The sequence below is a fragment of the Undibacterium pigrum genome, assembly GCF_003201815.1.
Lineage (GTDB): Bacteria > Pseudomonadota > Gammaproteobacteria > Burkholderiales > Burkholderiaceae_D > Undibacterium > Undibacterium pigrum.
The window spans coordinates 50,189-63,288 of sequence record NZ_QJKB01000001.1; the positions used below are offsets into that span (position 1 = coordinate 50,189).

At 49.8% G+C, this 13,100-nt stretch carries 9 protein-coding genes; 8 read left to right on the plus strand and 1 reads right to left on the minus strand.

Annotation, left to right across the window (positions count from 1 at the left end; genetic code table 11):
* Positions 1–177: 177 nt before the first annotated feature.
* Positions 178–2,418, minus strand: coding sequence for a GGDEF/EAL domain-containing response regulator (locus tag DFR42_RS00245; RefSeq protein WP_110252966.1), 2,241 nt, complete (start codon positions 2,416–2,418; stop codon positions 178–180).
* Between the two features lie 288 nt (positions 2,419–2,706).
* On the opposite strand from DFR42_RS00245, the gene aroC reads away from it, so the two are divergent.
* The 8 genes from aroC (at position 2,707) to truA (ending at position 12,961) form a co-directional block, all read left to right on the plus strand.
* Entirely contained in the window at positions 2,707–3,789 is a 1,083-nt protein-coding gene (aroC, locus tag DFR42_RS00250) for a chorismate synthase (RefSeq protein WP_110252967.1), read from the plus strand.
* A 375-nt stretch (positions 3,790–4,164) separates the two neighbouring features.
* On the plus strand, positions 4,165–5,568 hold the full coding sequence (leuC, locus tag DFR42_RS00260) for a 3-isopropylmalate dehydratase large subunit (protein ID WP_110252969.1): 1,404 nt from the start codon (positions 4,165–4,167) through the stop codon (positions 5,566–5,568).
* Positions 5,569–5,586: 18 nt separating this feature from the next.
* On the plus strand, positions 5,587–5,709 hold the full coding sequence (locus tag DFR42_RS00265) for an entericidin A/B family lipoprotein (RefSeq protein ID WP_110252970.1): 123 nt from the start codon (positions 5,587–5,589) through the stop codon (positions 5,707–5,709).
* An 8-nt stretch (positions 5,710–5,717) separates the two neighbouring features.
* Positions 5,718–6,365 carry a 3-isopropylmalate dehydratase small subunit gene (gene leuD, locus DFR42_RS00270; RefSeq protein WP_110252971.1) on the plus strand — a complete coding sequence of 216 codons (648 nt, stop codon included), beginning with the start codon at positions 5,718–5,720 and terminating at the stop codon, positions 6,363–6,365.
* Between the two features lie 57 nt (positions 6,366–6,422).
* Entirely contained in the window at positions 6,423–7,493 is a 1,071-nt protein-coding gene (leuB, locus tag DFR42_RS00275) for a 3-isopropylmalate dehydrogenase (RefSeq protein WP_110252972.1), read from the plus strand.
* Between the two features lie 230 nt (positions 7,494–7,723).
* Positions 7,724–8,854, plus strand: a complete 1,131-nt coding sequence (gene asd, locus DFR42_RS00280; RefSeq protein ID WP_110252973.1) for an aspartate-semialdehyde dehydrogenase — start codon at positions 7,724–7,726, stop codon at positions 8,852–8,854.
* A gap of 360 nt (positions 8,855–9,214) precedes the next feature.
* Positions 9,215–12,073 (plus strand): motility hub landmark protein FimV, encoded by a 2,859-nt coding sequence (locus tag DFR42_RS00285; RefSeq protein WP_245936773.1) that lies wholly within the window; start codon positions 9,215–9,217, stop codon positions 12,071–12,073.
* Between the two features lie 72 nt (positions 12,074–12,145).
* Positions 12,146–12,961, plus strand: coding sequence for a tRNA pseudouridine(38-40) synthase TruA (gene truA / locus DFR42_RS00290; protein WP_110254161.1), 816 nt, complete (start codon positions 12,146–12,148; stop codon positions 12,959–12,961).
* Positions 12,962–13,100: the final 139 nt, after the last annotated feature.

A 13,100-nucleotide genomic window follows, 5' to 3' on the forward strand; every position in this document is an offset into this window, starting at 1 on the left:
TGATACTGTAGGGAAATCGTCCGTGCTTGAATAGCGACTTGCGACAGTCTGCAAAAAATGCAGGACAGAATGAAAATTGCCTCATTTAATATGCATGATTGTTGCGGCTGCAGAGTGGGGAAAGGGCGGAGTTGCAGCGCGCATCAGAGCAAATATGCCCTGATGCGTACTTTTGAATTACCTGCTGGCCAGCCAGGCATGCAAATCGTCGCGGGTCAGTGGTTTTGAGTACAGATAGCCTTGCGCTATATGGCAATCGTAAGAAAGCAGGGTATTGGCCTGCATCTCACTTTCCACGCCTTCGGCAATGATGGACAAGCCCAGATTTTGGCCAAGTTGAACGATCATTTTGGCGATACTGCCTTCACTGGGGTTTTTCTGTATTTCGTTGACAAAAGCGCGGTCAATTTTCAATTTGTCTACATCCAGCTTTTGCAAGTGGCTGAGCGATGAAAAACCGGTGCCAAAGTCATCAATGGAGATGCTCATGCCCAGCTGCTTGATCTGATGCAAGGTCTTAATCAACAATTCCGGGTCTTTCATGGCCATGGACTCGGTAATTTCCAGTTCTACAAATTGCGGCGGCACCTTGGTGTCCGTTAATGCCTTATTCAGCGATTGCATGAACAGTGGATGCGAGAACTGCACTTGCGAGACATTGATGGCCATCTGGAAATTGGTATAACCCAGACTACGCAGATGCACGAGCTCCATGCAGGCTGTGCGCAAAACCCATTCACCTATATCAACAATCAGGCCAGAATATTCGGCAATGGGAATAAACTTGTCTGGTGGTATGAACTTGCCTTCATCTGTTTTCCAGCGCAGCAAAGCTTCCGCTCCGAGGACGCGGCCATCGCGCATATCTATCTGCGGCTGAAATACCAGGAATAATTTTTTCTGCTCAAAAGCTGCTCTCAAAGCATGCATGAGCAAAACGCGCTCACGTATCTCTACGCCCATATTGCGGGTGAAATACTCATAGCCGCCGCGACGGTTCATCTTGGCGCGCTTCAGTGCAATATTGGTATCTTTCAGTGCTTCTGAGCCATCGCTGTCATAGTCATCAAGCTTGATCAAGCCTATGGTTGCCGATAGCTGTACTTCTTGTTGATCCACATCGAAAGGCGCGTTGAACAGGGCTAGAATTTTATCTGGGCATACGAGGCCCTCATCACCCAATAAAGCGAAGGTGTCACTGCCTACTCTGGCCAACTGGCAATGCTCGCCGAAATTGGCGAGCAGCCTTTGTGCGACTGAATACAGGAGCTGGTCACCAAATTGATGACCAAGTGCATCATTGGTTTCTGCAAAATGGTCGATGTCTATGAGAGACAATGAGCTATGGTTCTTCAACGAGGTAAGCAGTGTCTCGTTGAGTGTTTGCAAAAGTTTAAGGCGATTTGCCAGACCTGTCAGCGGATCGTAGAAAGCATAGTTATGCAGGCGTGATGTCAGCATGACATTATCGAGGCCTACCGAGACATTGCCGCAGAACACGCCCAGCAGACGCTTGTCCATTTCATTCAAATGCAGGCCGGTATTCAGATAGAGCGTGAAGTCTTTTTGCGCGACATTATTGAAGTACAGGGCAGTCGACTCTGCTTCAAAGACGCTTTGATGTGCTTCCAGCGAGCGTTTGACGATGTCACTGGCAGCGTGATTGTTCAGTTTTTCGAGTGGCTTGTTGAGGCTGCCCAGATAATTGTTGGTGGCTGCAATGATGTATAAATCATCACTGTCATCCTGCAATTCAACTGGTACTTGTCTTGCGCAGACAAATCCTTCCGTGTTAAGGCCAAGCAAACCAGCAATTTGTACCAGCACACCTGCTGCAAAATTTTGCAAGCCTTGCAGCGCCATCAATTCAGTGCTGGCATGGATGATCATTTCCAGGCCACGACGGCTGGCACTGATGGCGCAAATTTGCTCGTAAGAACGTATGGCAGAGGTGACCGCTGTATACAGCTTGGTACGGGTTAGTTCGGATTTGGTTTTATAGTCATTGATGTCGTAATCACGAATCGCATCAATTTCAGGCGCATAGCCTGGTTGCCCGGTGCGCAGAATGATGCGCACGTCAGTCAGTCCCAGGGTTTTGCGTATATGGCTGACCAGTTGCAAGCCGGCGTCTTCCTGTTCCATGACCACATCCAGCAGGATGATGGCGATATCGGTTTCATTTTTCAGGATGTCGCGTGCCTCTGCCGCAGAGTAGGCATGCAAAAAACTCAGGGCGCGATGCTGGATCTCCAGGCTGCCCAACGCAAAAGTCGTGGCCGAATGGACATCCGGATCATCATCAATAATCATGATCCGCCAAGTCTGCGCGGGCCGTGAGGCCGCCGCAGTTTCATCGCTGTCTGGTTCATCCAGGAAAACCAGATCATCTTCAGAAGAGTGGATCGTTGAATTCATCTGTAATGCGGCTCCATGCTTGGCATATCGTATGGTAAGGGCACTGCAAAATTGGTTCCTTGCGGAACTATGACACTAAAAGTATCAGGAGCCAAGCTTCAAATATTTATCATTGGTAAGAATAAAACAAGATTCGCTTTATAGGGTGGAAAAAAGCCAGTAATTTGGCGTGAATGTGCGAAAAATAGTGAAATCTTTCCATTCTTAAGGTGGAAGCGAAATTCTGTGTGGCACGCTTCACTGGTAAAATGGGTTTCATTCTGTCTAACCTCTCATTTTTGAAATATTATGTCCGGTAATACTTTTGGCACCTTGTTTACTGTTACAACCTTTGGTGAATCGCATGGCCCAGCCATAGGTTGCGTGATTGATGGCTGCCCTCCGGGCATGGAATTGTCTGAGGCTGACATACAGCCAGAGCTGGACCGCCGCCGCCCCGGCACGTCCCGCCATGTGACCCAGCGCCAGGAGCCTGATACGGTGGAAATCCTGTCCGGTGTGTACCAGGGTAAAACCACAGGCACGCCTATAGGTTTACTGATTCGCAATCAGGATCAGCGCAGCAAGGACTATGGCAACATCACTGAAACCTTCCGTCCTGGTCATGCTGACTTCACTTACTGGAATAAATACGGTATCCGCGACCCGCGCGGTGGTGGCCGTTCTTCTGCCCGTCTGACTGCGCCCGTTGTCGGTGCTGCAGCTATCGCCAAGAAGTGGCTTAATCAGCAATACGGGACAGTGTTTCATGGCGGCATGAGCCAGCTGGGTGAAATTGTCATTCCTTTCCAGGCCTGGGGGCATGCAGCAGGCAACCCCTTCTTTGCGCCCACTACAGATGCAGCACTGATACAGCAGCTGGAAGACTATATGGATGCCTTGCGCAAGGATGGTGATTCCATAGGTGCGAAGATAGATGTGGTCGCTTCCAATGTGCCTGTCGGTCTGGGCGAGCCTATTTACGACAAGCTTGACGCTGAAATTGCCTATGCCATGATGGGTATCAATGCAGTCAAGGGTGTGGAAATCGGAGCGGGCTTTCGCTCAGTCGCGCAGCGCGGCTCTGAGCATGGTGACGAACTGACACCGGATGGTTTTGTTGGTAATAATGCCGGTGGCATACTGGGTGGTATTTCTACTGGTCAGGATATTACGGTTTCCATCGCCATCAAACCTACCTCTTCGATACGCACACCAAGAAGATCGGTGGACAAGGATGGTAATCCTGTCATGGTGGAAACCTTTGGCCGTCATGACCCTTGTGTTGGCATACGTGCCACGCCGATTGCTGAAGCCATGCTAGCCCTGGTTTTGATGGACCATGCCTTGCGTCACAGAGCACAATGCGGCGACGTCAAACCGGGTAACTGATACTCTTCATTTTTCTGCTATCTGCATACCACTGTTCCTGCCTCTTCAAAGAGGTGGGAACATGCTACACTGGCTGCGCACCATTCGTGTGCCGGGCGAAGCGATCAGGCTTTAGCTGCCTTTCTGCATCATCCATCGCTGCAATGTCCCATCATTTGCACCAGAATATTCACTGGCAATTTTCCAGATTTGCCTCAAAAACCAGATGAAAATTTGGCGTTTTTCATCAAACTCAAGCATTTGTACTGAAATTTCATGCACCAATTTGGCGTGAGGGTTGGTTTTGCGTTGCACAATTGTGGCATAATCAAATGCGAAAAAAAGATGCAGTACAGGATGTAGTAGAACCAATGACTTATTTCCAGGTTTCAGATTATGCTTAAGACGCTTTACGATAAATTATGGGAATCCCATGTGGTCCATTCAGAAGATGATGGCACTGCAATTCTCTATATAGACCGCCATTTGTTGCATGAAGTCACCAGCCCGCAAGCCTTTGATGGCTTGAAACTGGCTGGACGCCAACCCTGGCGACTATCCGCCAATCTGGTGGTGGCGGATCATAATGTGCCAACCACGAACCGCATCAACGGTATTGATGACCCTATCTCCCGTCTGCAAGTAGAAACTCTGGATGCCAACGCCAAAGAATATGGTTTAACCTATTTCGGCATGGCTGATAAACGTCAGGGCATTGTTCACGTCATCGGGCCTGAGCAAGGTGCGACCTTGCCCGGCATGACGGTGGTTTGCGGTGATTCGCATACGTCTACACATGGTGCGTTTGCCTGCCTGGCGCATGGCATTGGTACATCTGAAGTTGAGCATGTGCTGGCGACCCAAACCCTGATCGCAAAAAAATCCAAATCCATGCTGGTGCAGGTCGATGGTGCCATGCCTGTGGGCGTGACCGCAAAAGACATCGTTCTCGCTGTGATTGGCAAGATAGGTACGGCAGGTGGTACCGGTTATGCGATTGAGTTTGCCGGTTCGACTATTCGCAGCCTGTCCATGGAAGGCCGCATGACCGTCTGCAATATGGCGATTGAAGCTGGTGCGCGCGCTGGCATGGTGGCAGTAGATCAAACTACCATCGATTATGTTAAAGGCCGTCCCTTGTCGCCAGTTGGTCCGCACTGGGACAGAGCCGTCGAATACTGGAGTACCTTGCATACTGATGCAGGTGCCAAATTCGATATGGTCGTGACTTTGAATGCCGCTGAAATCAAGCCTCAAGTCACCTGGGGTACATCTCCTGAAATGGTGGTGGCCATAGACAGCCGCGTACCTGATCCTGAACAGGAAAAAGATGCCGTCAAGCGTGATGCCATAGAAAAAGCCTTGATCTATATGGCTTTGCAGCCAAACACTGCTATTTCTGATATCCGAATTGATAAAGTCTTTATCGGTTCCTGCACCAATTCACGCATAGAAGATTTGCGTGCCGCTGCTGCGGTTGTGCGCGGCAAATATCGTGCATCAAACGTCAAACTGGCGATGGTGGTGCCAGGTTCTGGCCTGGTCAAAGAACAGGCTGAACGTGAAGGTCTGGATCAGATATTCAAGGCTGCTGGTTTTGAATGGCGTGAGCCAGGTTGCTCCATGTGCCTGGCCATGAATGCCGACAGGCTGGAACCGGGTGAGCGTTGTGCTTCCACTTCCAATCGTAACTTTGAAGGTCGTCAGGGGCAGGGCGGTCGTACCCATCTGGTGTCACCCGCAATGGCGGCTGCGGCTGGTGTTGCAGGGCATTTTGTAGATGTACGTGGCTTATCTTAATTTGGACGGAGAGATGACATGAAAAAGATATTTTTACTGGCAATGTGTGCATTGGTGCTGACTGCCTGCAATACCGTTCAGGGTTTGGGGAAAGACGTTAAAAAGGCTGGCGAAGCAGTCGAAAATGCAGGCAAAAAATAAGTAGCGACATGGAAAAATTTACTTTACTCGATGGTTTGGTTGCGCCCATGGACAGGGCCAATGTAGATACTGATGCCATCATTCCCAAGCAGTTTTTGAAATCCATCAAACGCAGTGGCTTTGGTCCTAATCTGTTTGATGAATGGCGTTATCTCGATCATGGCGAACCTGGCATGGACAATAGCAAGCGCCCTGTCAATCCTGATTTTGTCCTGAATCAGGCGCGTTACCAGGGCGCTTCCATCTTGCTGGCTCGTAAAAATTTTGGTTGTGGTTCTTCACGTGAACATGCGCCCTGGGCGCTTGAGCAATTTGGTTTTCGCGCGATTATCGCACCAAGTTTCGCAGATATTTTCTTCAATAACTGCTATAAAAACGGCGTACTGCCTATCGTCCTTGGCGAAGCGCAAGTGGATGCACTGTTCAATGAAGTCAAAGCCTTCCCGGGTTATCGTCTGATCGTTGACCTGGAGCAGCAAGTCGTGCGCACCAGCAATGGAAGTGTCAGCTATGCTTTCGATATCGATAGCTTCCGCAAATACTGCATGCTTAATGGCCTGGATGATATTGGTCTGACACTGCGTCAAGCCGACAAGATACGCGCCTTTGAAGAGCGCCATATTGCCGCGCAGCCCTGGCTTGCCAATACAATTTAAGCGATCCAGGCCAACTGAATCAGCTATCCAGATTATCTATACTAATTTCTTGAGAATATGAAAATTGCTATTTTGCCGGGTGACGGCATAGGTCCTGAAATCGTTGAACAGGCCGTCAAGGTATTGAATGCGCTTGATGAACCTTTTGAAATGGAAACTGCACCTGTTGGCGGTGCTGGCTATGAAGCATCTGGCCATCCCCTGCCTGAAGCAACACTGAAGCTGGCACTGGAAGCGGATGCCGTCTTGTTTGGCGCCGTAGGTGACTGGAAGTATGACACGCTGGATCGCCCATTGCGTCCTGAACAAGCTATCCTGGGCTTGCGTAAAAATCTCAAGCTGTTCGCCAATCTGCGGCCGGCCATCATGTATCCGGAACTGGCAGGTGCATCGACCCTTAAACCGGAAGTGGTTTCTGGTCTTGATATCCTGATCATTCGCGAATTGACAGGCGATATTTATTTTGGTCAGCCACGCGGTGTGCGTGTATGCCCTGATGGCCCATTCAAAGGTGAGCGCGAAGGTTTCGATACCATGCGTTATGCTGAATCTGAAATCCGTCGTATTGCCCACGTTGCTTTCCAGGCTGCACAAAAGCGTGACAAGCGTCTGACCAGCGTCGATAAAGCCAATGTGCTGGAAACTTTCCAGTTCTGGAAGGATATCGTCACTGAAGTGCATAAAGAATATCCTGACGTTGCGCTGGACCATATGTATGTCGACAACGCAGCTATGCAACTGGTGCGCGCACCGAAGAAATTTGACGTTATCGTTACTGGCAATATGTTTGGCGATATCTTGTCTGATCAGGCGTCCATGTTGACAGGTTCCATCGGTATGTTGCCATCGGCGTCGCTGGATGCAAATAACAAAGGACTGTATGAGCCTTCACATGGTTCAGCACCTGATATCGCAGGCAAAGGTGTAGCTAATCCGCTGGCAACCATTTTGTCCGCTGCCATGATGTTGCGTTATTCGCTGAATAAAGCAGAGCAGGCTGATCGTATTGAAAACGCCGTCAAGAAAGTATTGGCGCAAGGTTTGCGTACTCCTGATATTTATGAGGCAGGCACGACCAAGGTCGGCACTGGCGAGATGGGGCAGGCTGTTCTGCAAGCATTGAGTTAATTTAGTCTTTACGCAAAACCGCCCCAGCTGCGTTGCAGCTCCTAGCCGTACTAAAGTACTGTCTTCGTCGCTAACGGTGTAGCTGGGGTTTCAGGCAACATGTTGCCTGCCAGCATAACGAACCTCTCTTGCAAGAGAGGTTTCCTTGGCGATAGCCTTGCTGGGACAATTTTGCATAAATCCTATTTGTTCGTGAAGGGCAGGGACGTCCTGCAAAATTTTAGGGAAAAATGATGAAGCTGGTAGGTCTGGTAGGTTGGCGTGGTATGGTGGGTTCTGTCCTGATGCAACGCATGCAGGAAGAAGGTGATTTCGATCATATTGAACCCGTGTTCTTTTCAACGTCCAATACAGGTGGCACGGCCCCTGCAATGGCAAAGAATGAAAAGACCTTGCAAGACGCAAATAATATTGATGCGCTCAAGAAGTGCGAAATTATTATTACCTGCCAGGGTGGTGACTACACCAATGAAATTTATCCCAAGCTGCGTGCTACTGGCTGGAATGGCCACTGGATAGATGCAGCATCCAGCCTGCGCATGAATGAAAACGCAGTCATCGTACTGGATCCGGTCAATTTGCCTGTGATCAAGCAAGCCTTGGTCAATGGACAAAAGGACTGGATAGGCGGCAATTGCACAGTCAGCTGTATGCTGATGGGCGTTGGTGCTTTGTATAAGGCAGGTCTGGTCGAATGGATGAGCACACAAACTTACCAGGCAGCATCTGGCGGCGGTGCCCAGCACATGCGTGAATTGTTGACGCAATATGGCACTTTGAACGCAGAAGTTCGTTCACTGCTGGATGATCCAAAAAGCGCCATTCTTGAAATTGACCGTAAAATTATCGCCAAACAGCGTTCCCTGACTGCGGATGAAACCGCCAATTTTGGTGTGCCACTTGGTGGCTCACTGATCCCATGGATCGATAAGGATCTGGGTGACGGTATGTCGAAAGAAGAATGGAAAGGCATGGCTGAGACCAACAAGATATTGGGTCAGGGCGAAGGCTTTGGTACAGCCGCTGTTCCAGTTGATGGTTTCTGTGTACGTATTGGCGCCATGCGTTGCCACAGCCAGGCTTTGACATTCAAGCTGAAAAAAGAAGTGCCCCTGGCAGATATCGAGGCAATGATTGCCGCTGACAATGAATGGGTAAAAGTTGTGCCGAATACCCGTGAAGCCAGCATCCGTGATCTGACTCCTGTAGCTGTTACTGGCACGATGACAATTCCAGTCGGTCGTGTCCGGAAACTGGCGATGGGTCCTGAGTATGTGGGGGCGTTTACAGTCGGTGATCAATTGCTGTGGGGCGCTGCAGAACCATTGCGTCGCATGCTGCGGATTTTGATCGAAGATTGACGTTTTGGGGTAGCCTGAAAAAGATGTTGTAAAATAGAGGGGGGCGTTTAACGCCCCCTTGTCGTTTTTGAAACTTCAAAAACTTCGTCGATTTTACTGACGGGTATTTAGTTTTAATTTTAATAATAAATAATTAGGATTTTGGCGATTATTTTTTCACTTGTCATTTGGCAACAACATTTATGCGATATCCTTGCAACTCAAGGTTCTTAATGTATTTACCACTGTGATAAATCGCGTTAAGCTTGCGTGGCTATGTTTGTAATGTTAATGTGAAACATTAGGACGCGTCGCTAGGTAATGTGAAAAGCGTCAACCAGCGGACTTTGTTCGCCAAAAATTCCCAATATGTCTGACAAAATGCATAATCAAAAAAAATCGTCTGTGATTACCCTGGGACGCAAGGCGTTAAGTGTTGCTGTAGCGTCGTCCTTGTTCATGCTCTCCAGTGCGCATGCTACCGGTCTCGGTAAGCTGACCGTATTGTCCGCTCTGGGGCAGCCGCTTCGCGCTGAGATAGAGTTGACTTCTCCCTCTAAGGATGAAGTCGATTCACTGGTGCCTAAACTGGCATCTCAGGAATCTTTCAAGCAAGCGAACATAGATTTTAATGCGGCATTATTGTCTCTGCGTTTTGCCATTGAGCAGCGCGGCGCCAACTATGTGATACGCGTCAGTTCTTCGCAGCCTATGAACGAGCCATTCGTTGATATGTTGGTGGAGATGAACTCATCCAACGGCAAGCTGTTAAGAGAATACACCTTCTTGCTAGACCCCGCTGAATTGCGAAATAGTCAATCTGCGCAAGTCAGCAATCCAACGGTTGTTGCTGTTAAGCCACAAAATGCCAACATTCCTCCTAACGCAAAAAATAACCGTCCTGTCCCGGCGGAAACCAGTGCAGGAAGCAGGCCCGCAACAAAAAACACTGACGCCGGCAAAGAAGTCACTGCTGCCGGCGAGTATCAGACCAAAGCAGGCGATACCCTGAGCAAGATTGCAGGCGGTTACCGTGCTGAGGGCGTGTCACTTGACCAGATGCTGGTCAGCCTTTATCGCGCCAATCCGCAAGCATTTGCTGGCAACAACATGAATCGCCTGAAGTCTGGGCAGATTCTGACTATACCCGATGCCGATTCTGTACGTGCCAATGCTGGCACCGGTAATGAGGCGCATTCTGTTGTCGTTGCTCATGCCGCCGATTTCACTGCTTACCGTAATAAATTGGCAGGCCAGGTAGCAGAGGCGCCAGCCGAGAAGGCGCCAACCACCAAGCAAAGTGGCGGTGGCAAAATCTCTGCCAAGGTCAAGGAAGTGCCAAATGCAACAACTGACTCACCTGATAAGCTGAAGTTGTCCAAGGTTGGCCCAGCATCTGCGCGCAGCGCAGGTAAAGGTGCAGGGGAAGAAGATAAACTGGCCAAAGAGCGCGCAGCGCAAGAATCCAATGCACGTGTCAAAGAGCTGGAAAAGAACGTCAGCGATTTGAAAAATCTGCTGGAAGCGCAAAAGATAGAAATCAAAAACAAGGAATTGGCAGCCAAGCAAGCTGAACTGACCAAGGCCCGTACTGAAACAAAAGCAAGTGTGCCTGCGGCAGCGAGCGCACCTGCTGTGACTGCGCCTGCACCAGCGCCAGTGTCAACGCCAGCCGTTGCCAGTGTTGCATCGGCTCCAGCGCCTGCATCAGCACCGGCGGCAGCTTCTGTTGTAGCAACTCCAGCGAGTGCACCTGCCAGTTCGCCAGCAACAACTTCTCCAGCCTCTGCGGCCTCGGTAGAAACACCTAAGCCACCGGTAAAACGCAAGGTTGTTGCACCGCCACCACCGCCTCCGCCAGAACCAAGTTTCTTCGACAGTATTTCTGATTACCTGCTGCCAGGCGGCATAGCTTTGCTTGCCATACTCGGTGGTGTTGGTATCTGGAGTAGCCAGCGCAAGAAAAAAATGCAACAGTTTGAAGATAGTATCCTGACTGGCTCCAGCATGAAGGCCAACTCCATGTTTGGTTCTACTGGTGGTCAGAGCGTAGATACTAACAATAGTGTCTTCAATTCAAACTTCGCTCCATCAGCCAGCCAGCTTGATGCTAATGAAGTCGATCCAGTTGCTGAGGCAGATGTTTACATTGCTTATGGTCGCGATTCTCAAGCTGAAGAAATTTTGAAAGAAGCATTGCGTACCCAGCCAGATCGTCACGCGGTCAGGGTTAAATTGCTGGAGATTTATTTTGGCCGTAAGGATGCCAAAACCTTTGAGCGTCTGGCCAGCGAGTTGTATGGCATGACCAGTGGTGAGGGTGATGACTGGGCGCAGGCGGCCTCTATGGGTATCGTACTGGAACCAGGTAATCCTCTGTACGCAGGCGGTAAGGCCAAGGCTGAGATGGCTGCCGCATCTGGCCTGGGTTCTGGTACGCAACCACTGGAAGATCTGGATCCGGAAGCACTGTTGGCCAATTCCTTGTCGCAGGACATGCTGGAAGCCATCAGTATCATTGACACAGCAGAGCGTAATGGTGGTGCTGCAAAAACCAAGGCAGAAGAACCTGCCATGGATGAGCATGCACTCGACTTTGATCTGGATATCTCTGCAATGGCAGAGCCAGAAGTGCCAAAAATTCCTGAGCCTGCTGCTGCCCGCACGGCTCCGGTTGAAGAGTCAGCCGCAGCACCTGAGGTGGATTTCGGTACCATAGATTTTGATTTCGGCACCAAGGACCCGGAGCCTGCTCCGGTGGTTGCTGAAGCTGCTCCAGTTATTGCTCATGAGTCAGAGGCTGACAAGTTTGATCTTGATCTTGGTCATATTGATTTCGCTGATGATAAGTCTGCGTCGGAACCTTTGTCCCTTGATAAATTGTTGGCTGATGACAAGGGCGATGAAAAAATCGATGAGAATCTATTGGCAGCTTCACTTGCAAGCGATGCTGCAGATACACCATTGCCAGAATTGACAACAGCTAAAGAGGCTGAAGCAGAAGCAGTTTCCGCTTTCGAGTTTGACTTGTCTGGTATTGATCTGGATCTGGAACCTGCTGCAACTGAAGCAGAAGTGCCTGCACATAATGCTGAAATGGCAACCAAACTTGATCTGGCCGTTGCTTATCATGAAATTGGTGATAAGGAAGGTGCCCGCGAATTGCTCGACGAAGTGCTTAAGGGCGGCACTGCTGATCAAATTGAAAGAGCCAAGTCCATGATGGCACAAATGGCTTGAGTTTTTTGATGTAGTCACGACGGGCGCGGCACATGCTGGCGCCCGTTTTGTTTTTTTGGATATGGGATAGTGGTGAAGCGATTAGTTTTAGGTGTTCAATACGACGGCAACTCCTGGCAGGGCTGGCAAACACAGCCATCAGGAAATACAGTGCAGGATGCGCTGGAGCGGGCTTTGCAGCAATTCACCAAGGCTGAAGTCAAGACCACCTGTGCGGGTCGTACTGATGCAGGTGTTCACGGTATAGAGCAGGTTGTGCATTTCGATACCGATCTTGTGCGTGAACCTTATTCCTGGGTGAACGGTGTTAACGCTTTTCTACCTGGCACTGTCGCTGTTCAATGGGCAAAGGAATTGCCTGTGCACCCTGAATCTGACGACAATTTTCATGCGCGTTTTAGTGCCCGTGCCCGTACTTATCATTATGTTTTACATAATGCTGCCATTCGCTCGCCCATGTGGAGCGGCAGAGCAGGGTGGACTTTCCGTCCTCTTGACGTAGATCGTATGCGCGCTGCTGCCGCGCATTTACTGGGGGAGCATGATTTTTCCGCCTTTCGTGCCTCGGGTTGTCAGGCTAAAACCCCGGTCAAGCACATGTATGACATTCAGATACGACGTCAGGGTGAAATGATTATTTTTACCCTGCGTGCCAGTGCCTTCTTACATCATATGGTCAGAAATATCGTTGGCTCTCTGATCTTTGTTGGTACTGGTAAGAGGGAGCCGGAATGGATGGGCGAAGTGCTGAGCAGCATGAATCGAGAAATCGCCGCGCCTACCTTCATGCCCGACGGCTTATATCTGGCCAGAATTGACTATGAAGACAAATGGGGCCTGCCACAAAGAGAATTGGTGGAAACTCTGGCTTTCTTGTCTTTTTTGTAGTGCTCAACTGACATCAACTCGACGATTTATCGGCTTTCCGGGGTGAAATCCGGTAAAATGGCGTTTTGCAAAACCCGAACTGAAGGCGCTCGCCTGGGGAAGCTTGCCCAGCTCAGAGCGCTTTTTTTATAGCTGGTAT